Here is a 20,704-nt window from a genome sequence, read left to right as displayed (position 1 = left end):
TCTCTCCTACTGGTTACATTCACAGGTGTTTTGGCCATCTACTGGCATAGCGCCAGCAGGCGGATAATTCGATACATGCCCAGCCCGCGCAGTCTTGGCGGTTGGAATGGGTTAGGCGACGGATTTCTTTGGGCTGTGTTTGCCACTCTCGGCCAGCTCAGCGTGCATTTGGTCTATCGCGGTCCCGGCCACATAGCTCGGGTTGCTGATCTGTCCATTGCGAATGCGGAAGACTGTCGAGATGTCGCATTTGGCACGCTCTGCAATGGCTTTGTAGGTCATGCCAGAGCCAAGCAATGCATCCAGTTTTTTTGGAAGATCGGTAGCGCTCATGGCTGCCTCCTTTGTAGATATGCACATCATCATGCACCAGTGCATACATGTCAACGATCCGCTGTATTGCCCTATGCACCGCCGGGAGGCAGCATTGCACCTATGCATAAATCGATAGATAAAATCCTTGCTCAACTGATGGCCAGAGACGGCATCACCCAGATTGAGCTGTCGAGCCGGACTAGCGTCGGGCAGTCGACCATTTCCCGAATTCTTAAGCCGCAAGGCCCAAAAGGGATCAAAGAGCCGACTGACAAGCAGGTGCGGCCTCTTGCCGATTTTTTTGGAATCACCACAGATCAGCTGCGAGGCTATGAGCCTTTAGGCGAGGCCGAGCCTGAAGCCCAGGACCGCAGAAACCTGTCTACTGCCGAGATTGTTAAGCAGATGCTCGCAAAGCACGGCAAGGGTCTTTCTCTGGATGCTCGGCAGAAAATTGCCGAAGCCATTGAGGAGAAGTCTGCTGAACAAGCCGCTTCCAATGTCATCGCAGTTGACTTCTCTCGCCCCGGGCAGGTTGGGGACGAAGTGTGGATCGCCCACTACGACGTGCGCGGAGCTATGGGAGATGGCGAGGTAGCTCACGATTTCCCAGAGATGTTGCAGGACATCCGGGTAAGCCCCACCCATCTACGCGAGATGGGGGTTGAATTCAAAGAGCACTATCACCTGAAGCTTATATCGGGAATAGGTCAGTCAATGGCTCCCACCATCAAGAGTCGCGACCCACTGATCGTTGATATCAGCATCCGTGAGTTCGTGGGCGATGGAATCTACTACTTCTCCCACCAGGGTCATCAGTACATCAAGCGCTTGCAGAAGAAAGGTCGTGAGCATTTCAAGATGATTTCGGACAACAAGAATCATCCGCCTGAAGACATCCGTGTCGATGAAACCTACATCCAGGCCCGGGTGCTGCTTGTGTGGAATGCGAATCTGGTCTGAAACCTGGACGGCCTGCCAGCATCTGACAACGAGGAATTCAATGGATAGTGACAAGAAAATTCAGACCGAACGCGTGGAAACAAGCGTTGATTTGCTGAACACCTTGGCAGCCCTGGGCGACCTAGTGATTGCACAAAATGCAGCGCTGCTTGAGGCTTCTAAGCTGATCTATAGCGAGAAAATCGCCGCCAATGAGCGCGCAATGTTGATTCCCCTGAACGAATCGCTTCTTGAAGTGAAAAAGAAATCGGACGAGTACATAAACGTGCTCAAGACCCACGTAGCGCACATTAAGGCGGAGTCTGAGAGACTAGGAGATGCGTGATACGGCTTATCAAGCGCTGCTCAGCCAGCTGACCGCATCCGCAAACGATATCAGCGGACAATGGCTTGACCTCGAAGTCAACACGCCGGAGCTACTGAACCTCCAGTCCTCTCATGCGAATTCTCCGCGCGAAGGGAGTGATGACAATCCAGGCCAAGACGGCGATACTGAAGCCATGAATATCACTCGCGAAGAAATCGATGCGAAGCTGCAGCTGATTGAGGAACGCCTTGATCGGAAGGTTTCCGACATTGCCACATCAGTCAATGAACTGAAAGCTTCTAACGAACGCACGGTGATTGCACTTCAAAACGCAAAGTGGTGGGCAATCGGCACAGCCATTGCTGTCCTTGCCATTTTCATGGGCACCCTTCAATGGGGACTGTCTGCTCAAAAAGAAGAGAACGCTCGATTCAGCGGTTACATCCGAGATGACATCAAGAGCATAGGATCGGACGTACGAGATATCAGCAAAGCAGTGCTGGAGCTCCGCGTTAAATCAGAAGCCGAGCAAGGCAGCCCGGGGAAGTGACCTACGCCAGATTCGACCAAGCCCGCGATTAAGCGGGCTTTTTCATGTGCATCAGAAAGGCGCCTCCTCCTCTAACTTCTCCTCCTCCCAATCCCTCTCCATGACCAGGTCGTCGCGTTCTTCGGCGCTCTGCGGCTCCCATCTCACCGTCACGCTCTCATCGTCGTTGAAGGTCAGGTCCAGCTCCGGCGTCTCGGTGAGCAGCCCCATCACCTCCTCCCAATCCCCTTCCGCATCCGTGTCCAGGCGATGAATCGTCACCCAGCGCTGAGTCTGCGCCAGCGGGTGATTGATCATGGACGATACGCGCAAGCCCAGGCGTTCGAGTCCAGCCAATTCTTGGCGCACTTGCGGGGAGGATTTCTTCTGCTTGGCCATGCCGCTACTCCTTAGACTGTATATCCATCCAGTAAAATCAGAGCATAACCAAGCTCGTAGGAAAAGTTAATCCCTGTTGCCAGATATCGGAGGAGTAAAACCGGTCGAAATAATTTATGCACCAGTGCATTGACACCCTAATTGCACTGGTGCATATTTTATCCATCGAGGCGCTGCGAAGCCCTCGGAAGACCCCAGGGTCGACCGCTCTTTACACAACCAGACGTGACCACCTCGACGCACCCAGGCCATTACCTGGGTCGGGACAAGCTAAGTCGTCGACCACGCAGCCTCTGGATAGCTGCCGGACTCCCCTCATGGGAGGACGCCAAACCATGCGAGCCACCTGATGCGTAGCCAGTAGCTGCAGCAGGCAGAGGTGGGGAAACCCGGCGACGAGCGTGGCGCGGATCAAAAACTACAGGGGGAACCTGCCAATGAAGTAGCAAGCCCAGCCGGAACACGGACCGGCAACCCACGACGAGCTGCCCTACCCAGTAGGCCGCCGAGCTGCAGCTGGCAGTCGTGTAGCGAATACCTGACCCCATGACCACCCCGCCGAGGCCGATCAAAGCGAGGTGACCAGGGAAGCTCAAGGCCAGACAGAGGATCGGGTGAAGCCATCGGTGGTGGAGCTCGAGCACGGTTTCACTGGCTGGCCTTCTCACGAGGGCCAGACGGGAAACCAACCACACAAGGATGGACCACGCGATGTCCCAACAAACCCTGCAGGAACTGCTGACTGAACGAGTTGGCGTATACGCCCAATCCGAACGAGCTCGCGAGCTGATCGATCAAGGCATCGAGAGGATGTTCAAAGAAGTTGTGAGCGATACATTCCGGTCGTATGGCGCCTTCGGCAAGGCTGTCAAGGAAGCGGTAAGTGCGGCTCTGCCGGCGAACATCACAGACCTGTTCGAGCTGCAGCGCTACAACGCCATGGTGGCGAACGCGCTTCGTGAGAGGTGGGAGGCAGCTGCGCTTCAGTCCACCGTGTTGGATCAGGCTGAGAAGGCAATTGCGGAGGTCTTGGACGGTGAAGGCTTGCTGAGCGGTGAAGTTTCGCTCAGAGCGTTGCTGAACGAATTCGTAAGCGAGCATCGCGAGAAAGCCGCCGAGGAACACTGGAACAACCCCGAGATCCGCTTCGAAGAAACAATAAGCGGTCGGTCGGAGTTCTTGTACATCGGCTTCGATCCAGAGCCAGAAGAAAGTCGTAACGTCTCCTCATGGCGGACCGAGCCACGAGGGACCTACAGCTTGAAGAACTCGCTGCACCTCCACATCGTGGGTTCCCGTAAGACAGATGATGCCTTCCGCCCCACCGAACAGCTGGCCGAAGTCCTCAGTGCAAAGCTAGATGACAAACGCATAGCCGTGAACATGCGGATCCGCTCCAAGTGGGAGCGCATGCTGGCCTCGCTCTACTTCGGCAATGCGGTCCTGGTAATCGACTGTGATGCCGACGATTTCAGCTATGGCTTCGACGACTAACGGTGAATCAACCGAGGAGTAGGACCATGCTGATACTGACCCGCAAAGTGGGCGAAACCATCGTAATCAACGACACCATCCGCGTGACGGTGCTGCGGGTGAAGGGTGGCCAGGTACGCCTGGGGATCGAAGCGCCGAAAGACGTGTCGGTGCACCGGCAGGAGATTCAGGAACGCATCGATTCAAAAGCCGATGTGGCCGCCTGATTCGATTTCACTGGCTGGCCTTGGCGACAGGGCCAGACGGGAAATCAAACGCCCTGGAGGGCACCACAATGTTCAACATGGCAACCATGGCGGCCGATGAATGCCGCGAAGGCGCTCAAGACCGCGCCTGGAACCGCTGGATCGCACAGGCCCGCCAGATCCTCAGCCGCTACATAGTTGATGACCAGGATGATGCCGAAGAATGGCTCCACGACCTGTACTGCGACGGCTGCGAACCTGATGAAGCGGTCACCGAAGTTCAATGCCAGCTAGGCCTCATTGAGGCCTGAAGATTTCACTGTCTGGCCCTGTCGCCAGGGACAGCCAGTGAAATCAACCCTGTTATGTGTCTTTAGGCGATCCCACGTTTATAGAAAGTCTCGAAGCAGAAGTTGGTCGCGTCGATGTAGCCTTCGGCGCCACCGCAGTCGAAACGCTTGCCCTTGAACTTGTAGGCGATCACGCAGCCGTTCTGCGCCTGTTGCATCAGCGCGTCGGTGATCTGGATCTCGCCACCCTTGCCCGGCTCGGTGTTGGCGATGATGTCGAAGATGTCCGGGGTCAGGATGTAACGGCCGATGATCGCCAGGTTCGACGGGGAGTCTTCCGGCTTCGGCTTCTCGACCATGTTGGTGACGCGGAAAATGTCGTCACGGATCATGTCGCCGGCGATCACGCCGTACTTGTTGGTTTCCTGCGGGTCGACTTCCTGAATGGCGACGATCGAGCAGCGGTATTGGTTGTACAGCTTGACCATCTGGGTCAGCACGCCGTCACCTTCAGGGTTGACGCACAGGTCGTCTGCCAGCACCACGGCGAATGGCTCGTCGCCGATCAGCGGACGACCGGTGAGGATCGCGTGGCCCAGGCCTTTCATTTCGGTCTGCCGAGTGTACGAGAACGAGCACTCGTTGAGCAGGCGGCGGATACCAACCAGGTAGTTTTCCTTGTCGGTGCCCTTGATCTGGGTTTCCAGCTCGTAGCTGATGTCGAAGTGATCTTCCAGGGCGCGCTTGCCGCGACCCGTAACGATGGAGATCTCGTTCAGACCGGCATCCAGCGCCTCTTCAACACCATACTGAATCAGCGGCTTGTTGACCACCGGCAACATTTCCTTGGGCATGGCTTTGGTAGCGGGCAAGAAGCGGGTGCCGTATCCGGCTGCCGGGAACAAGCATTTCTTAATCATCGATATTCCTTGAGAGAAAAATTCCATAGCCGGGCAGTTTAAAGCAATCGAGCACAGGCAAACAATTCGGATCCATTACTAACCCATTGAAATACCCTAATTTCCTTATCCCCCATCACCAGGCTGCATCGGTCGTGACGTTCGCCCTCCCCTGGTCCGGGAGGTGGACGGCAGCGAGCGTCACGACCAATGCAGCCCACCGAGGACTTTTCATGGAAACGATTACTCGCGGCAAATGGACCGGCCACCTCGGCATGCTCTTGGCTCCTCGCGAGTTGGAGGCTCTGCTATGGGTTGCCCAAGACCTCACCACAAAAGAGATCGCTCGACTGATGGAGGTCTCTCCCGGGACCGTAGCCAACGGCATCGAGCGGGCAATCTACAAGCTGAAAGCGAAGCGTCGCCTGGACGCCGTGATGAAGGCTTGGGACAAGAAAATAATCAGTCCGCTCTGCATCCTCCTTGCTTGCCTCATCAGCATGCATGCCGCCATCAATGACAGCGACCCGATGCGCCGCGACCGCCGCGCGCCAGAACGCCGCATCGCCCAAGTTCGAATCGTTCGCAAGGCCGAGGCCTTCGAGCTCCACGCCTGACCCACTAAGGACCACACCCATGCAAGCAGCCATCCAACAAAGCCAAGACAAGCTTGAAGCTCTGCGCCAGGAAGTGATCACGGCCACCGAGGCTTTCCGCAGTAAATCGCGCTTCTTCGTCACCCAGAGCGGCAACGGCTGGGCTGTCGTTTCGGCCAGCAACAACCGCGTTTACGGTCGCAACACCAGCTACGCCCAAGCAGTCCGCTATGCGCAGAGCCTGGAGCGCGCGATCGACGCCAAGACCCTCCCCGTCGTGGCCGTGGTGAAAGTTCGGCAGGTCGGAGAATGCGCTACTCGCTGGGCTGCGCTGTTTGCCCTGGCACTGGTCTTGTTGGCCGGGGCGGCGTCCTCATGAGTCGCGGGGTAAACAAGGTCATCCTGGTTGGCACCTGTGGCCAGGACCCGGAGGTCCGCTACCTGCCCAACGGCAACGCGGTGACCAATCTGAGCCTGGCCACCAGCGAGCAATGGACGGACAAGCGTTCAGGCCAGAAGGTTGAACGCACCGAATGGCACCGCGTGTCGCTGTTCGGAAAGGTCGCCGAGATTGCCGGCGAATACCTGCGCAAAGGCTCGCAGTGCTACATCGAGGGCAAGCTGCAGACCCGCGAGTGGGAGAAGGACGGCATCAAGCGCTACACCACCGAAATCATCGTCGACATCAACGGCACGATGCAGCTGCTCGGCAGCCGGCCGCAGGGGCAGCAACCAGGTCAGGCACCAGATCGTCAGCAGCGCCAAGCGCCCCAGCAGCAGAACCAGCAGGCAGCACCGCCCGACCACGACAGCTTCGACGACGATATACCGTTCGCGCCGATGCATCACCTCGCCGGCGCGTAGTCATGAAGCGCCGGCAGCTGGTTCACCCCGCCGCCTACTACCTCGGCCGCGCCTGTCGCGACAACAACCAGTCACGCGATGCCCAGCCATACGGCTGGATGACCGTGGACTGCGGCTGGTGGCTTGCTGGCTGGCATGACCGAGACATGGAGCTTTCCGCTTGAAACGCATCACCGCGCGCGCCCGGCACGGCCGCCGCCAGCAACAGATCACTCTGCCGCCCAGCGGCATCCTTCACAAGGAGTCGAAGCAATGCCCACCCCAACCAATACCGCTGAGTTCCTCGAAGAGCTGAACGGCGGCGCATTCGCCAGCCAGATCGGCCACGCCCTGTCCGAGGTAGCCGCAGGCGTTGTTGATTTCGGCAAAACCGGAAAGCTAACCATCACCCTGGACTTCAGCCAGATCGGCGAATCCAGTCAGGTGAAGATCAAGCACAAGCTCGACTACAAGGTGCCGACCAAGCGCGGTACCCGCAGCGAAAACACCAGCCTGGACACGCCGATGCACGTCGGCTCGGGCGGCAAGCTTTCTCTCTTCCCTGAGAAACACGACCAGCTCTTCACCCGTGAAGAAGCACCTGTACACCCACGCTCGTAACTCACAGCACCTACAAGGAAAAGCGCATGTCCCTCAGCAAAGAAGCTCTCGAACTGATCCAAGAAAACACCATCGCAGCAGTTGGCCGCGATCTGCCGGCCTTGGGTCCGGTGGTCGTCGTTCCGCAAAACTTCAACGTTGTTGATCTGGAGCGTTACCAGGAAGGCCGCAACCGCTTCCGTGGCACCTACGCCACCCACTCCCTGGCCGACTACAGCGCCTACGTCGTCGAGCGTGCGGCGCCGGCGGCCCGCGGCTTCATCGATCAGGACAGCATGAGCTGCATCGTGCTGTTCAACATCGGTACCGCCGAAGCCCCGGGCCATGCCGATGATCGCGCCGTGCTGCGCCTGAAGCCTTCTGCCGCTTTCGCAGCCGTCCAGGCAGTGTGCGGCCAGAGCCTGGTGCAGAAGGCCATGAGCGACTGGATAGAAGACTGGAACCAGCACCTGTCGGCCACCGATGAAAACGGGGTCGCTATGTCGATTGCGAAGGCCATCGCCGCGGTTCGCACCATCACCGTCAAGGCCTCCTCCGAAAGCGATCACGCCGTCGGCGAGACTCGCGCAAGCCGCAGCACCATGGACCAGATCGAAGCCAGCTGCAAAGAAACCCTGCCGGCCTGGCTGGATTTCAAGGTCATCCCCTTCGAAGGCCTGGCTGAGCAAGTGATCCGCCTGCGCGTATCGGTCGTCACCAGTGGCTCCCAACCAGTGCTGAAACTGCGCTGGCTTGGCGAAGAGGCCCAGCGCGAAGCGATCGCCCAAGAGTTCAAGCAGGTACTCGAAGCCAAGGCAGGCAGCGCAGCCAAGCTGTCGCTGGGCACCTTCGACGCCAAATAATCCATGGAGGAATGGCCATGCAAGCCCTGAACATCAGCATCGAGCATCTCACCTTCAACATTCACGCGGCGCCGAAAGCCTCGATCCCTGGCCTTGCCGTACTCGGCGCTGCGCTGGCGGCTGGCGGCGTCGCAACAACTGAAGCGCCGGCCAGTTTTCCTGAAGTTGGCCAGGTCTGGCCCGGTGAAGGCGGTATCAACGGCGGCTACGTCCCGGCCCGCGGCGATGTTCCAGCCCACTACCTGATCTTCGCGTCGACCGATGTTGGCGACCACGCCTACGGCCGCTATGGCGAGGACTCGAAGGCGACCAGCAAGACCGATGGCCATGCCAATACCCTGGCCCTGCTCGAAGAAGGTGATCATCCAGCCGCCAAGGCTGCATCCGAGTATCAGGCTGACGGTCACACCGACTTCCACTTGCCTGCTGCAGCTCAGCTGTATCAAGGCTGGCTGAATTGCCCTGAAATCTTCGACAAGCAGGTCTGGTACGTGTCGAGTTCGCAGTTCTCAGCCGACTTCGTCTACTTCATGGACTTCAGCGATGGCACCCAGGACCTCGACTTCAAGGACAGCGAGCGTCGTGTGCGCCCCGTCCGCAGAAAGTTTATCTAATCCTTCATTCCTTCAATTCTGGCCGGCAGGCCAGCAGCAACCAGGGCGCATCAGCGCCTTTTTTGTTGCCCTCAAAACAGGACGCACTCATGAACGCACCAGCAATCGCAGCACATGACGAGCTTCAGATTGGCCAGCCCCACGGCGGCGGCTTCTTCATCGGCATCACCCAGGAAAACGGCAAGCTCTACCGGAACATCCAAGCGCCAAAGGCCTTCGAACTGAAGGGTGCAGTCGGCTGCTACGGAAAGGATGTCGAGGGAGCCAAAAGCTACACGGACAGCCGGGCCAATACGGAAGCATTCGCGGCGGAAGGCAGCGAGCTGGCCCAGCAAGCCCTGGGGCTGACCATTGGCGGCTTCTCCGACTGGGGTCTCCCGGCGCGCGACGTACAGGAGCTGCAGTATCGCCACCTGAAGCATACCGAGCAGGAGAACTACTGCTCTTGGCGTGACGGTGACAACCCCTCGAGCATTCCGCCAGGCCTTCCCTACACAGAAGCCTTCCCGGCTCAAACCACCCTGGAGGCGTTCCAAGAGGGCGGGCCGGAAGCGTTCGAGCCTGGGTGGTACGCATCGAGCACGCAGTTCTCAGCCTACGGCGTCTACATCATGGTCTTCAGCGGTGGCGGCCAGGACCTCGACTACAAGGGCCTCGAGCGTCGTGTGCGCCCCGTCCGCAGAGAACTCATCCAGTAATTCAATTATTCATTCAAGCCGCGCCAGCGGCTCGCTTTAAGGTGCTTTCGCATGGCCATGCACACGGATCTTGATATCCACAAATCAGCTCAGGAACTACTGCGCGTATCGCTTCAACTCGTCCGGAACATCCCGCGCGACGTGAAGCAATTGGCGGGTACCAAGATCATGGACGAGTGCCTGGAAGTGCTGTTGCTGATAGGCCGCGCCAACATGGCCCGCGATAAGCGCCCTCCCCTGAACGTCTTGCTGGAATGCCTCCAGAAGATCAACTACCTGATGCGAGCACTGATGGACATGCACGCGATCAGCGTCCCGCAGCACAGCCGGGTCATGAGGCTTTCCGCTTCAGTCGGCAAACAGGCAAACGCCTGGAAAAGAGTTTCCGCAACCGCGCCCGCTACTTGAGGGTCAAGGCTCTCTTGTCTGTGCGCTGAATCTGGTCGTGCCGCTGACCCAAGGTCACCGCCATGCGCATCACAGATACCGCCGATCTAAAGCGTTCGGGCTGGTCTGGCGCAGTTTCCCCGATGAGCAATCGCCAGGGCGACGTAGATAGCACGGCAGGTCGCAGTTCTCAGCCAACAACGTCTACATCATGGACTTCAGCGATGGCAACCAGAACAACGACAACAAGAACAACGAGCGTCGTGTGCGCCCCGTCCGCAGACTCACCCGTTGCGAGCTTCACCTTCGAGGAATTGGTCCAGGCCTACTACGACTGCCGGCGGCGCAAGCGGAACACCGCGAGCGCGCGCCGCTTCGAAGTGGACATGGAAGCCAACCTCCTCGACCTATTCGGCGAGCTCCAGGCCGGCACCTACCGGCCTGGCCGCTCAATCTGCTTTGTGGTCACTCGGCCAAAGGCCCGCGAGGTGTGGGCCGCCGACTTCCGCGACCGCATCGTGCACCACCTGCTGTACAACCGAATCGGCCCCGCCATCGAGCGCAGCTTCATAGCGGACAGCTGCGCCTGTATCCCCGGGCGCGGCACGCTGTACGCCGGTAAGCGGATGGAGGCGAAGATCCGCAGCCAGACGCAAAACTGGTCGAAGCCGGGCTTCTACCTCAAGTGCGACCTGGCCAACTTCTTCGTGTCGATCGACAAGCGCGTGCTTGCCCGGCAGCTGGCCGGTCGCATCGATGATCCATGGTTCAGGCAGCTGGCGCTGCAGGTGCTGATGCACGATCCGCGGGAGAACTTCGTCGAGCGTAGCCCGGCGCACCTGTTCAACCGGGTGCCGCAGCACAAGCGCCTCACCGCGCAGCCGGCGTACCTCGGCCTGCCCATCGGCAACCTGTCATCGCAGTTCTTCGCCAACGTCTACCTCGACGCCCTGGACCAGTTCTGCAAGCACACCCTCAAGGCCAAGCACTACATCCGCTACGTCGACGACTTCGTGCTGCTGCATGAGTCACCGCAGCAACTGAATGACTGGCTCCAGCAGATCGAAGACTTCCTGCCCAGCCTCGGCGTCAGGCTCAACCCTTCGAAGACCATCCTGCAGCCGATCGGCCGCGGAGTGGACTTCGTAGGGCACGTGATCAAGCCCTGGCGGCGCACCACCCGCAAGAAGTCAGTGGCCCAGGCCTTGAAGCGAACCGCCGCGGCGCCAGCAGAGAACCTACGCGAAACGGCCAACAGCTACTTCGGCCTGCTGGGCCAGGCCAGTCACAGCCAGAAAGACCGTGCCGCACTGGCCAACCTGGTGCTGCGGCGTGGGCATGTGGTCAATGGCGCGCTGACGCAGACCTACCCAAAGAAAAGGATCGACCCATGAGCAACTACAACTGCGATTACGTTCGCCGCCATTACGACGTGCCGGCCGAGATCGGACGCCGCGTGATCGCCAACGGTGAACCAGGCGTGATCATGGCCGACCGTGGCCACTACATCGGCGTGATCCTCGACAGCGACCCGAAGAAACGCATCCGCAACTACCACCCTACTTGGGAAATGCAGTACGGCGAGATGGCCGAGAAGCTACCGCTCAAGCAGTGGGAAGTCCTCACCAATGACAGGTACGACTGGGATGACGTGCGTTACATGCTTGGCGATGCGTGCCATTACGTACGGCGCATTTGGGCAGCCACCCGCAGCCAGGCCAAATACCGGGCCTACCAGGAACTGGCCGAGTGCTTCAACGATGACGCGACCGCCATGCTGACCTTCAAGGTGCGCGCCGCCTGACCCGCCAGCACCACCCTTTCTCGGCTACTCTGAGCGCTGGCTATCCCAATCGATTGAGTCGGACAGTTCGTAAGGCGTTCGGCGATCTTTTTTGACTTCTTTCGAAAATAATCTGAAGAGCAAAAATTTGCGATCAAAGCCAAGATCACTTTTGGCATCGTCCCAAGCTTCTTCAAGCTCAGACCTTAAGGCATTTTGAAAACGAACAATCTCCCGAAGCAATTCACTGAATTCTGGATCCTCATATTGTGTACTCATTACCCGTTGCACCAACGCCCCACCATTCTTTCGCAGGGCATCAGAGAAAGGGTCGTCGCGACTAAGCAATAACGAAAGCTTGGAATGCATCTGCATTGCGGTTTTGCTGTACTCCCAATAGGCGTCGGTAGTATTGAAGTCTTCTTTTTTAGAGCATCCGTTCACCAGCAAGCGCAGGGTTACGATCAGCTCCGACGCTGCCTCTCGAAGCTCTGTCATCCAATGATGACGGAAATTGCTTATGCCACCTTGAATCTGGGTCTTCTGGACACCTATCGTGAGCCATGCAACAAGCAACGCCACCACTACTCCGGGCGCTATCGTTGCCCAGTCAGTATCGGACTGCATGTGAATGTACATGGGGGAGTCTTTATCACCGACTTGGGTTGTAATGTCACCCCGTTTGAAAAAACCATGCCCATCATATTTGATACCTGAAACTTGCATCTCAAGCGTGTCTGGAATTTCCATATTGTCCTCCAAAATCATCCGGCGATATATCACATGCAGATGATATGTGGAAGCCGCTACGAGTGACTCAACGCTGATACGGGAGCCTAGCACCAGCCAGGCTAGCTCTTCCGCTTAGAAATCTCATCATTAATCAATTCATTTCGCCTCCCCGGCGAGGGCGGCGCCTGCACGCAAGGATCACAATATGACCGAACAACAGCACGACGAAAGCAAGCTCGAGCGGGTCATCCGCAAGATCAAGCGCTGTCTGGCCCTGTCCAAAAGCCCGAACGAGAACGAGGCGGCCACGGCAATGCGCCAGGCCCAAGCGCTGATGCGCGAGTATCGACTCACCGAGCTGGATGTCCGCCTGAGCGATGTGGATGAGGTCCAGTCGGAGAAGTCCAGGGCGAACCGCCGGCCAACCTGGGATCGGCACCTAAGCGGCATCGTGGCCAGGGTGTTCGGGTGCCGACCGCTCTCGTATAAGCACTGGTGCAAGTCGTCTGGACGAATGGTTGAGCGGGCCTTGTTCGTAGGCGTGATGCCTGCGCCGCAGATCGCGATGTATGCCTACGAGACCTTGCTCACCAAGCTCACGCAGGCTCGCCGCGACTACGTGGCCTCGGTCAGGAGTGGCATGCGCCGCAGCGCCTACTCCCCCGAGACAGCCGGCGATCACTTCGCAATCGCGTGGGTTTCAGTGGTGCACGGCAAGATCCATCAACTGGTGCCCTGCGGCGAGGAAGACCCAGCCATCGAACAGCACCCTAATGGGCGCGACCTTGTGGCAGTGGAAAGCCAGGACGAAGCGCTGATCGAGCAGTACCTGTCCGGCAAGGAGATCGGCAAACAGCGCAAGGCCCGCGCCGTTGAGCTTGATATGGCGGCACAGATCGCCGGGATGCTTGCCGGGCAGCGTGTCGAGCTGAACCCTGGAATGGCTCACGCAGGCCACGTCGCCGCGCAGATCAGCCACTCACAATGAGGTGATCAATGAGCACATTCGCAGTGTTCGGCATGACCGCGAGCGCGGCACTCGCCGATGCCCGGAAACAGACCAAGATCACCAAGCCCAGCGGAAAGGCTGGCTGCCCCCCCTGGAGCTGACGCCAAGCGAGTGGAATGAGGCTGTGCAGCGCAACGCTGACGCCATCATGGCCAGCGAGAAGGTGAAGCAGCTCAGCGCCCTCTTCGACACCCCCCAGCACGCCCAGCAGTTCATCGAGCTGGCCAAGAAGGCCGGCGCATGCCGCGACTTGAAGATTCGCTGCAAAGCAGCTCTGATCGACGAGAAGGGCAAGAAGATCCTCAGCCCCAAGACCAGGATGCCAGTTATCGGTTGGGCGGACTGGCACCCTGAAGGCGTTAAAGCCGCATGACCCTCAACACCACCGATCAGTCCATTATTTCTTGTAGTTCACCTCAATCATTCCGCTCGCCAGGTGCTTCCCGATCTCATAATCGGGGTTCCAAGTGGCAATGTTGTGAGCGGCGATGCCCAGGGCCGCACCAAGTCCGGCAATCGTAGTGACAGGATTAGATGCCGCTAGGACGCCCATCGTAGCCGCCCTATAAGCCGTATAAACCCTGCACTTCAAGCCTTGCGCTTCAACGATTTTCTCAACCGTGCTTACCGTTTCGTTGAATTTCAAGGCTTCGATCCCCTTGATCTTGAAGCTTTCGTATTTTCGAACTTTTTCTTTTACCTGCTCATTAGAAAGGTCTGACAGTTCGTATACGCCAACATCCATTGCAATCTCTCCTGGCTAGTTTCTCATCCGCGCCACACAGGCTTGGAAGAGCGCAAATGGTACCAATTAGCCATCATATTGGTGTACCCCATGCCCACAGAAAACCGATCCAGCAACACCGACCCACGCGATGTGTTCATCAGGCTCAACCCGCTCGGCCTGGGCGAGGCTGAGCTGCGCAAGGACAGCACCGGCTTCGAAGACCAGCGCACCCACAGCGACTACCTGCTGTTCCTGGCGGGGTACCGCGAAACGCATCCAGCCCCGCAGCCCCACCCCGAGCCAATAGCCTGGATGGTTGGTACTGCCTTCTGGTGGACCAGAGAAGAGGCAGAGAGGGATGCGGCGGCGACTGGACTGCCGATTGTTGGGCTTGGGCCTATGGCCGCAAACACCACAGTCCAGCAGCACCAGGGACAGCCAGTTGCAGTGGAGGGCGCTACGTTCATGGGTGAACCCAACTTCCAGCACTCAATTGAGTGGTACCGGGAGGGCATATCCAAGCACTGGAAGAAGATCTGCGATCTGCGTGCTGAGGTTGAGCGGCTGCGCACAGAACTCGATCTTCGCACCCAAGAGCGCGAAAAGTTTCTCGGCTGGTGCAGAGATGCGCGGGCCGAGTCTACCAAGCTGCGCGCCCAGCTGGCCGAGCGGGATGCGCTGCTGCAAGAAATTCGGCGTAAGCCAGGCCTATTCTCTGGCGACTTTATCTTGCGTCTTGATGAGACTTTATCAGCCAGCGCAGAGCCTCGGCCTTTCCGCACACCCGACTGCCCTGATTGTGCTTGTGTACAGGACGGACAGTGCCTGTGCTCGCCGAGTAAGCCCAGCGCAGAGCCGAGCGCGCCGGTTGAGATCGACGAGCGGGCGGATTTTGAAAGGCATGTAATCCTCACGACCGGACGCCCAATTGATTCAGAACTTAAGCGCCACCCAGTCCGTCATGATGAGTATGAATGCAGGACTATGCAAACCAGATGGAATGACTGGCAAGCCCGCGCCGCCCTGGATCGCAAGCCTTCCTGACCACTGGAGTACAAAAGTACTCCACTCAGCTGTAGCCCCTGTCCCCTCTATTTCGAGCAGGCGACCTTATCGAATTTCGGCTGGGTATCGGTGGCGATCCGGCGAGCCCGCCCCACTCCCCAGGCCAGCGCCCTGGTCATTGACTCGCCAGGTCGGGAATCGAAAGCTTCTTCGTGGATCGCCAACCCGTTTGGCGAATACACGCCGATGAACATCTGCGTCGTACCCGTCCGCGACAATCGCACCTGAACATCAATGACCGTTCCATCCTCGAGTTCTTCGTCATGAGTTCGGTGGTGACGCGTTGGATCAGCCCACTCCCAGAAAACTTCACCGCGAATCCTCATGTCGGCCTCCTACGATTTTAGTTGTATGCCACGGGTGAACTCTCACCATAGCCAAAGCGAGGCGAGACGCAATCTCGGTATCGCAGCTTGATAACTGAATCGGACCGCCGGCCGATTTTCTTGTACCGAACCCAACCACATGTACAACTTACTGCCGCGATATGGCGGCCAAGGACGAAGTCATGCCTAAAGAAAAAGTCGTGATGTATGAATCCCCCGAAGCTGCCAGCCTCCAGACCGTGACCGGCTGGGTTGATGCCGGCGGCAGGTTCTGGGGTAAGGATGAGCACATGGCCCGCTACAGCGGGTCGACCCACCGTCAGTGTGAGCAGAACCCCGAGCACCCCATCCACACGACTGGCCGAGGTTGCCCGACCTGCCATAAAGAGCGCCGAGCCGCGAATTTCGCGGCCATGCCGAAGCGTATTTGGGGCGGCGAGCCGATCACCGAATATGACGGTGACCGGTACTTCTTCGATGAGGAAGAGCTGCGCGACTACCTGATCGATCATGAGATTGATCTGGCCGACCTGAGACTGGTCTTCTGCACGCCGAACTACCCCCGCCAGATCGACCCTGACGATTACTTCTGCGATGACCTGCCGGAAGACGGCGAAGTGAATGACGACCAGCTGTTGGCCGCGTTCGAGCTGCTGAACGAGATGATCCGGAAAAGCCCGCCATTGTCCTGGTCTCCGGGAAAGGAAGCGGTTGAGCTGCCCAAGCCCTTCATCGATATGGTCATCCATGAGCGCCTGGAGGCCCAGGCATGACCCGCCTCGCCCTCTGCATCCTGCTGCTGGCCTCCCTGGCCGGCTGCCAAGGAGAAGCCGAATCAACCACGCGCGCCGGCTCCGACTTCAAGGTCGACCGGCTCTTCAAAGTCGATGGCTGCACCGTCTACCGATTCCACGACGGCGGCCGGGCCCGGTACTTCACCAACTGCGCCGGATCCACCCAGTGGGAAGAGAGCTGCGGGAAAAACTGCTCGCAACAGAGCGGCGTCACCGGCAGAAACTACCAGGCCGGCAACGAGCGCCAGCTCTCCCCGCACGAAACCCAACCCGAACCTACACCCGCACTGGCGCCTGGGCGCTGGATTGATGAGAGGTATCAGCTGTGAGCGAGAAATTTGAGCGCGAAGAGCGCTACATCGTCTTCAAGGTCAAGGACCTGAGCCAGCACAAGCTCGGCTGGGTGCGCGACGTAATCAGGCTGAACGGCATCCCAACCGTAGACGCAGTGGTCGTTGAATCCGACTGGCCGGAATACGAACCGACCTGGGCAGCAATCGAGCGCCGCGTTACCGGTGCGCCGGCATGGGTTGGCGTAGGTCTGCCGCCGGTTGGGACGGTGTGCGAGGTTCAAGACTGGGCAAATGGCGACACGCCTTTGTGGCGCGAAACAAAAATACTCGCCCATCACCTGGGGTTTGCCATTGAGTCGTCCACCCAGGACGGTGAAGATATGGAGGTTAGCGCAAGGCCTGCTGGTGACTTCCGCCCAATCCGCACGCCCGAGCAGATCGCGGAGGAAGAGCGGGCCGCTGCCATTAAGGAGATGCGTGACACTCTCCAGGGCGGTCGCACGGGAACTGACTGGGCAACCTACTTGTACGACGCCGGCTACCGCAAGCAGGTGGCGCCATGATCGCCCTCGCCTACATGGCCTACCTGATCTACAAAGGCCCGCGACCATGAAAGCGCGCATGACCTACTGGAACGGCTCCTGGTGGTGCCGGAGGATGGGGTGCACCGGCCAGGGCTCAACGATGAAAGAGGCCTGGGACGACATGTGGAGCCTCTACTTCGAGGCTGTCCGCCCCGCTCGCCCGCAGACGTTCCACTCGCCGCGCGTCCGCTGCGGCTGATTCCAGCCTAACCCCTCCCCCAACAACTCAAGCCCGCCGACATGCGCGGGCGAGGATGAACTATGTCCGGAATAGAACAGATTATTGAGGCCATGACCGCTCCACCAGCACCAGCCGGCGAGGTTGTCACGCTCGATCGAGTCACGCTGGAAACCATCCTGGCTGAGCTAGAAGCGGCCGATCCGCTCCGCCCTCTGGTCACGGACCTGCGTGCCAAGTTGGCAGAACCAAAGGTCGAGCTGTGGGCAATGCATTCGGTAGGCCCTGGCGAGGTATACCCGTGCTTAAGCAAGGAAGACGCCGAGCGACAGGCTCAGGATCTTCGGGACGCGGGTCATCGCTTGAAAGCCGACCGCATCGCCAAGGGCGAATGCGTGGAGATGTGGGGTGACTGGGTGGCCAACGTGATTCCTTCGCCGTGGGAGCCTGACGAGCACTTCGAGATCATGGCGGAGGAGTGGCAGAACAACCATCGGGAGCTGGCCGACTACACCGCCAAGCTGCAGGCAGAGAACGAATCGCTCCGCAAAGGACTGGGAGGGATGCTATTAGCCTTCGACGATGGTGTCGGCCGCGAGTGGTCCGCCAACCTGCTCGATTATGCGCGTGCACTTTGCCCGGCAGTTGAGTTCAAGCCGTAACCCCCCCTCACCCCTGCCGCCACCGGCGGCGTGGAGAGCACCTATGCAGGAAGACCATAAGCCATTGACTTGGGCCTTGGACAAGGTACCCGAGAAGAAAATGGCTGAATTGATTGGAATCACGCAACGCGCCCTGGAAGGAAAGCGCGTCCGTGGCGTGATCCCGGAAGGCGTTTGGAAAAAGATAGACAACCGGATTTTCTACAGCATTAGGAGATACGAAGCGTGGCTGGAAGGAGCATGGGGCTACCCGCTGGAGTTGAGTTCCACAGAAGCGCAATCCGCATCCGCTTCATTTGGAATGGTGAACGTCGAACTGAAACCCTCCCGTATCCCCAAACCGCAAAGGGGATCAAGGCGGCCGCAGATCTACGCGCTCAAGTAAAGAGCCTGATAAAGCATGGCGTACTGGATGAGCAGCGGTACGCCGAATTGTTCCCCAAATCGACTTACATCGACAGGGCAACAGAGATCACTTTCGGCGAATACGCTCAAAGCTGGCTTGACTGCCTTGAGGTCGTGAACGACACCAGGTCGAATTACAAAGGATTGTTGAATAGGTACTGGATGCCCAAGCTGGCGACACGCCCTATCAAGGGCATATCAACGCTGGACCTGAGGAGGGTGGTATCTGGTACCGCGTGGAAGAGTTCTACAGTGAAGAGAGCTGCGATAGCGATCGCGAAGCGGATGTTCAAGCAGGCAGTTTTTGATGAGGCAGTAGACAGGAGTCCTGCTGAGGCCATTCAGCTGCCGCAAAAGAATCGCAAGGCAGTAGAGCCATTCTCTGTAGAGGAAGCAGAAGTTCTGCTGGAATGGATGCGGTCGAACCTGTCCCGATGCAACCAGATCTACACTGCATTCTTCGAGTTTGCCTTCTTCACCGGCATGAGAACCGGCGAGATCATGGCGCTTCGGTGGGACGAGATCGACCTTGAGAAAAAGACCGCGTTCATTTGTCGAATCGTGGTCGAGAAGCAGGTTATAGAGCGGACCAAGACAAAGTACACCCGGACCGTGATGCTCAACGCACGCGCTTTGGAGGCTCTGAGCAAGGCGCGTGAGATTGCAGAAGATCGGGCAACGCAGAAGCGCCGGGTCTCAACCTCGTCGCCGTATGTTTTTCAACCGTCAGGGTCATCGCCACACATGCTTTCCCCTGACACACCTGGAACGCACTTTATCCAGGCCCTGAAGGGGACCGGCATACCTGCACGGCCCCAGTACAATTGCAGGCACACATATGCAACGATGTGCCTAATGGCCGGCATGAATCCAGCCTTCATTGCAGGCCAGCTGGGGCACTCAGTTCAGGTTCTTCTGAGTACCTACGCGAAATGGCTAAACTCGGCGAACGACTGGGCAGAAATCGAAAAGCTTGGTCTGTCAGAAAATGGTACCAAAATGGTACCGGATTAAATTTCGTTCACGTTGCGCCCTTTAGTCATAAGGCATTCGACAGCAAATCAGCCATACTCCAGAATGCAGCGGTTTTTTGGGGGAAAACCCTTGCACAGCCAACGACATACCAACTTTTAGTGAGCCTCAACGTGAAAACATCCCTGTCCATCCTCAGCCTGCTGCTGTTGCTCACAGGTACTGCGACCCTTCCGTCGACCGCTGCTGCACAACCCCCGGCCCAGGTTCAACGTGACCCATCCAAGCTGCATCTCGCCTCGGGCAGCGCCCTGCTGATCGACCTGAACACCAACCAGGAGCTGTATTCGAGCCACGCCGACCGCGTGGTGCCGATTGCCTCGGTGACCAAACTGATGACGGCGATGGTAGTGCTGGATGCCAAGCAGCCCATGGATGAGATGCTCACCATGACCATTGCCAACAACCCGGAAATGAAAGGCGTGTATTCGCGTGTGCGCCTAGGCAGCCAGCTCGACCGCCGCGAAACCTTGCTGATCACCCTGATGTCATCGGAAAACCGTGCGGCCAACACCCTGGCCAACCATTACCCTGGCGGCTACCCGGCGTTCATCAAGGCGATGAACGCCAAGGCCCGCAGCCTGGGCATGGCGCACACCCGCTACGTCGAGCCGACCGGCCTGTCGACGCAGAACGTGTCCACGGCCCGTGACCTGGCCAAGCTGCTGATGGCGTCGCGCAAGTACCCGATGCTGAGCGAGCTGTCGACCACCCGCGAGAAGACCGTGGCCTTCCGCAAGCCCAACTACACCCTGGGCTTCCGCAACACCGACCACCTGGTGAACAAGAGCAACTGGGACATCAAGCTGACCAAGACCGGCTTCACCAATGAAGCCGGGCACTGCCTGGTGCTGCTGACCCGCATGGACAACCGCCCGGTGGCCATGGTGATCCTCGACGCCTTTGGCAAGTACACCCACTTCGCCGATGCCAGCCGCATGCGTCAGTGGCTGGAAACCGGTGCTGCCAAGCCGGCGCCGGCGGTGGCCATGCAGTACAAGGCAGAGCGGCAGAACAAGGGGCGCCTGGCGGCCGAATGACCGGAGCCGGAATGATGGGGCCTGCACCGGCCCTATCGCCGGCAAGCCAGCTCCCACAGTGACAGCACCAGGCCTGCGAGAGCAACTGCCCT

The 20,704-nt window shown here is 58.6% G+C and carries 33 protein-coding genes; 27 read left to right on the top strand and 6 right to left on the bottom strand.

Annotation, left to right across the window (positions count from 1 at the left end; all coding sequences use genetic code 11):
* Window positions 1–111 precede the first annotated feature (111 nt).
* Window positions 112–333 carry a helix-turn-helix domain-containing protein gene (locus MJ643_RS25245; protein WP_247727060.1) on the bottom strand — a complete coding sequence of 74 codons (222 nt, stop codon included), beginning with the start codon at window positions 331–333 and terminating at the stop codon, window positions 112–114.
* Between the two features lie 102 nt (window positions 334–435).
* Between MJ643_RS25245 and MJ643_RS25240 the strand changes: the two genes are divergently transcribed.
* From MJ643_RS25240 to MJ643_RS25230, 3 genes are read left to right on the top strand one after another with little or no spacing between them, the layout of a single operon-like run.
* A complete protein-coding gene (locus MJ643_RS25240; RefSeq protein WP_247727059.1) occupies window positions 436–1,278 on the top strand; it encodes a LexA family transcriptional regulator in 843 nt (280 codons plus the stop codon).
* 40 nt (window positions 1,279–1,318) lie between these two features.
* Entirely contained in the window at window positions 1,319–1,603 is a 285-nt protein-coding gene (locus tag MJ643_RS25235; RefSeq protein ID WP_247727058.1) for a hypothetical protein, read from the top strand.
* The gene (locus tag MJ643_RS25230) at window positions 1,596–2,135 is read left to right on the top strand and encodes a hypothetical protein (protein WP_247727057.1); all 540 of its coding nucleotides are present in this window, start codon (window positions 1,596–1,598) and stop codon (window positions 2,133–2,135) included. Before MJ643_RS25235 ends, MJ643_RS25230 begins: the two co-directional genes overlap by 8 nt.
* A 51-nt stretch (window positions 2,136–2,186) precedes the next feature.
* Here the strand turns inward: MJ643_RS25230 and MJ643_RS25225 are convergent, their stop codons facing one another.
* Window positions 2,187–2,513 carry a DUF1654 domain-containing protein gene (locus tag MJ643_RS25225; protein ID WP_247727056.1) on the bottom strand — a complete coding sequence of 109 codons (327 nt, stop codon included), beginning with the start codon at window positions 2,511–2,513 and terminating at the stop codon, window positions 2,187–2,189.
* Window positions 2,514–3,224: 711 nt separating this feature from the next.
* On the opposite strand from MJ643_RS25225, the gene MJ643_RS25220 reads away from it, so the two are divergent.
* From MJ643_RS25220 to MJ643_RS25210, 3 genes are all read left to right on the top strand, one after another.
* Window positions 3,225–4,007: a hypothetical protein gene (locus tag MJ643_RS25220; RefSeq protein WP_247727055.1), complete on the top strand. Its 783-nt coding sequence runs from the start codon at window positions 3,225–3,227 to the stop codon at window positions 4,005–4,007.
* A 26-nt stretch (window positions 4,008–4,033) separates the two neighbouring features.
* The gene (gene csrA / locus MJ643_RS25215; protein WP_247727054.1) at window positions 4,034–4,213 is read left to right on the top strand and encodes a carbon storage regulator CsrA; all 180 of its coding nucleotides are present in this window, start codon (window positions 4,034–4,036) and stop codon (window positions 4,211–4,213) included.
* Between the two features lie 68 nt (window positions 4,214–4,281).
* On the top strand, window positions 4,282–4,503 hold the full coding sequence (locus tag MJ643_RS25210) for a hypothetical protein (protein ID WP_247727053.1): 222 nt from the start codon (window positions 4,282–4,284) through the stop codon (window positions 4,501–4,503).
* Window positions 4,504–4,565: 62 nt separating this feature from the next.
* On the opposite strand, the gene galU is transcribed toward MJ643_RS25210, so the two are convergent.
* Window positions 4,566–5,402: a UTP--glucose-1-phosphate uridylyltransferase GalU gene (galU, locus tag MJ643_RS25205; protein ID WP_247727052.1), complete on the bottom strand. Its 837-nt coding sequence runs from the start codon at window positions 5,400–5,402 to the stop codon at window positions 4,566–4,568.
* A gap of 212 nt (window positions 5,403–5,614) precedes the next feature.
* On the opposite strand from galU, the gene MJ643_RS25200 reads away from it, so the two are divergent.
* From MJ643_RS25200 to MJ643_RS25150, 11 genes are all read left to right on the top strand, one after another.
* Complete coding sequence (locus tag MJ643_RS25200) at window positions 5,615–5,998, top strand: helix-turn-helix transcriptional regulator (protein WP_047933300.1); 384 nt, start codon at window positions 5,615–5,617, stop codon at window positions 5,996–5,998.
* Window positions 5,999–6,017: 19 nt separating this feature from the next.
* Window positions 6,018–6,356: a hypothetical protein gene (locus MJ643_RS25195; protein WP_247727051.1), complete on the top strand. Its 339-nt coding sequence runs from the start codon at window positions 6,018–6,020 to the stop codon at window positions 6,354–6,356.
* Entirely contained in the window at window positions 6,353–6,841 is a 489-nt protein-coding gene (locus MJ643_RS25190; RefSeq protein ID WP_247727050.1) for a single-stranded DNA-binding protein, read from the top strand. The genes MJ643_RS25195 and MJ643_RS25190 overlap by 4 nt, the downstream gene beginning before the upstream one ends.
* A gap of 2 nt (window positions 6,842–6,843) precedes the next feature.
* Window positions 6,844–7,005, top strand: coding sequence for a hypothetical protein (locus MJ643_RS25185; RefSeq protein ID WP_247727049.1), 162 nt, complete (start codon window positions 6,844–6,846; stop codon window positions 7,003–7,005).
* Between the two features lie 88 nt (window positions 7,006–7,093).
* Window positions 7,094–7,441 (top strand): hypothetical protein, encoded by a 348-nt coding sequence (locus tag MJ643_RS25180; protein WP_247727048.1) that lies wholly within the window; start codon window positions 7,094–7,096, stop codon window positions 7,439–7,441.
* A gap of 26 nt (window positions 7,442–7,467) precedes the next feature.
* Complete coding sequence (locus MJ643_RS25175) at window positions 7,468–8,283, top strand: DUF2303 family protein (protein WP_247727047.1); 816 nt, start codon at window positions 7,468–7,470, stop codon at window positions 8,281–8,283.
* 17 nt (window positions 8,284–8,300) lie between these two features.
* Window positions 8,301–8,897, top strand: a complete 597-nt coding sequence (locus MJ643_RS25170) for a DUF1566 domain-containing protein (RefSeq protein ID WP_247727046.1) — start codon at window positions 8,301–8,303, stop codon at window positions 8,895–8,897.
* A gap of 89 nt (window positions 8,898–8,986) precedes the next feature.
* On the top strand, window positions 8,987–9,595 hold the full coding sequence (locus MJ643_RS25165; RefSeq protein WP_247727045.1) for a DUF1566 domain-containing protein: 609 nt from the start codon (window positions 8,987–8,989) through the stop codon (window positions 9,593–9,595).
* Between the two features lie 51 nt (window positions 9,596–9,646).
* The gene (locus tag MJ643_RS25160) at window positions 9,647–10,003 is read left to right on the top strand and encodes a four helix bundle protein (RefSeq protein WP_247727044.1); all 357 of its coding nucleotides are present in this window, start codon (window positions 9,647–9,649) and stop codon (window positions 10,001–10,003) included.
* 203 nt (window positions 10,004–10,206) lie between these two features.
* Window positions 10,207–11,376 (top strand): RNA-directed DNA polymerase, encoded by a 1,170-nt coding sequence (locus MJ643_RS25155; RefSeq protein ID WP_247727043.1) that lies wholly within the window; start codon window positions 10,207–10,209, stop codon window positions 11,374–11,376.
* Window positions 11,373–11,786, top strand: coding sequence for a hypothetical protein (locus MJ643_RS25150; protein WP_247727042.1), 414 nt, complete (start codon window positions 11,373–11,375; stop codon window positions 11,784–11,786). The genes MJ643_RS25155 and MJ643_RS25150 overlap by 4 nt, the downstream gene beginning before the upstream one ends.
* A 24-nt stretch (window positions 11,787–11,810) precedes the next feature.
* Here MJ643_RS25150 and MJ643_RS25145 read toward each other — a convergent pair whose 3' ends face one another.
* Entirely contained in the window at window positions 11,811–12,515 is a 705-nt protein-coding gene (locus tag MJ643_RS25145) for a hypothetical protein (RefSeq protein WP_247727041.1), read from the bottom strand.
* Between the two features lie 187 nt (window positions 12,516–12,702).
* Here MJ643_RS25145 and MJ643_RS25140 point away from each other — a divergent pair, with 187 nt between their 5' ends.
* Window positions 12,703–13,485, top strand: coding sequence for a DUF2786 domain-containing protein (locus tag MJ643_RS25140; RefSeq protein ID WP_247727040.1), 783 nt, complete (start codon window positions 12,703–12,705; stop codon window positions 13,483–13,485).
* A gap of 145 nt (window positions 13,486–13,630) precedes the next feature.
* The gene (locus tag MJ643_RS25135) at window positions 13,631–13,879 is read left to right on the top strand and encodes a hypothetical protein (protein WP_247727039.1); all 249 of its coding nucleotides are present in this window, start codon (window positions 13,631–13,633) and stop codon (window positions 13,877–13,879) included.
* A gap of 24 nt (window positions 13,880–13,903) precedes the next feature.
* Here the strand turns inward: MJ643_RS25135 and MJ643_RS25130 are convergent, their stop codons facing one another.
* Window positions 13,904–14,251 carry a hypothetical protein gene (locus MJ643_RS25130; protein ID WP_247727038.1) on the bottom strand — a complete coding sequence of 116 codons (348 nt, stop codon included), beginning with the start codon at window positions 14,249–14,251 and terminating at the stop codon, window positions 13,904–13,906.
* A gap of 90 nt (window positions 14,252–14,341) precedes the next feature.
* Between MJ643_RS25130 and MJ643_RS25125 the strand changes: the two genes are divergently transcribed.
* Window positions 14,342–15,277, top strand: coding sequence for a hypothetical protein (locus MJ643_RS25125; RefSeq protein WP_247727037.1), 936 nt, complete (start codon window positions 14,342–14,344; stop codon window positions 15,275–15,277).
* Window positions 15,278–15,324: 47 nt separating this feature from the next.
* Here MJ643_RS25125 and MJ643_RS25120 read toward each other — a convergent pair whose 3' ends face one another.
* On the bottom strand, window positions 15,325–15,624 hold the full coding sequence (locus MJ643_RS25120; RefSeq protein ID WP_114942701.1) for a hypothetical protein: 300 nt from the start codon (window positions 15,622–15,624) through the stop codon (window positions 15,325–15,327).
* Between the two features lie 182 nt (window positions 15,625–15,806).
* Between MJ643_RS25120 and MJ643_RS25115 the strand changes: the two genes are divergently transcribed.
* The 7 genes from MJ643_RS25115 to pbpG all read left to right on the top strand — a co-directional run bounded on the left by MJ643_RS25115 (window position 15,807) and on the right by pbpG (window position 20,612).
* The gene (locus MJ643_RS25115; RefSeq protein WP_247727036.1) at window positions 15,807–16,397 is read left to right on the top strand and encodes a hypothetical protein; all 591 of its coding nucleotides are present in this window, start codon (window positions 15,807–15,809) and stop codon (window positions 16,395–16,397) included.
* Window positions 16,394–16,747: a DUF4884 domain-containing protein gene (locus MJ643_RS25110; RefSeq protein WP_247727035.1), complete on the top strand. Its 354-nt coding sequence runs from the start codon at window positions 16,394–16,396 to the stop codon at window positions 16,745–16,747. Before MJ643_RS25115 ends, MJ643_RS25110 begins: the two co-directional genes overlap by 4 nt.
* Window positions 16,744–17,274 carry a hypothetical protein gene (locus tag MJ643_RS25105; protein WP_247727034.1) on the top strand — a complete coding sequence of 177 codons (531 nt, stop codon included), beginning with the start codon at window positions 16,744–16,746 and terminating at the stop codon, window positions 17,272–17,274. Before MJ643_RS25110 ends, MJ643_RS25105 begins: the two co-directional genes overlap by 4 nt.
* A gap of 282 nt (window positions 17,275–17,556) precedes the next feature.
* Complete coding sequence (locus MJ643_RS25100; protein WP_247727033.1) at window positions 17,557–18,135, top strand: hypothetical protein; 579 nt, start codon at window positions 17,557–17,559, stop codon at window positions 18,133–18,135.
* 43 nt (window positions 18,136–18,178) lie between these two features.
* The gene (locus tag MJ643_RS31605; RefSeq protein ID WP_247727032.1) at window positions 18,179–18,520 is read left to right on the top strand and encodes a hypothetical protein; all 342 of its coding nucleotides are present in this window, start codon (window positions 18,179–18,181) and stop codon (window positions 18,518–18,520) included.
* The gene (locus MJ643_RS25090) at window positions 18,415–19,554 is read left to right on the top strand and encodes a tyrosine-type recombinase/integrase (RefSeq protein WP_247727061.1); all 1,140 of its coding nucleotides are present in this window, start codon (window positions 18,415–18,417) and stop codon (window positions 19,552–19,554) included. Before MJ643_RS31605 ends, MJ643_RS25090 begins: the two co-directional genes overlap by 106 nt.
* Before the next feature lie 131 nt (window positions 19,555–19,685).
* Window positions 19,686–20,612, top strand: coding sequence for a D-alanyl-D-alanine endopeptidase (pbpG, locus tag MJ643_RS25085; protein ID WP_023662495.1), 927 nt, complete (start codon window positions 19,686–19,688; stop codon window positions 20,610–20,612).
* Window positions 20,613–20,704: the final 92 nt, after the last annotated feature.

This window comes from Pseudomonas sp. PNPG3, assembly GCF_023093815.1.
Taxonomy (GTDB): Bacteria; Pseudomonadota; Gammaproteobacteria; order Pseudomonadales; family Pseudomonadaceae; genus Aquipseudomonas; species Aquipseudomonas asiatica.
Note: the sequence above shows the minus strand (reverse complement) of the source record. Positions and strands in the feature narration are given on the sequence as shown.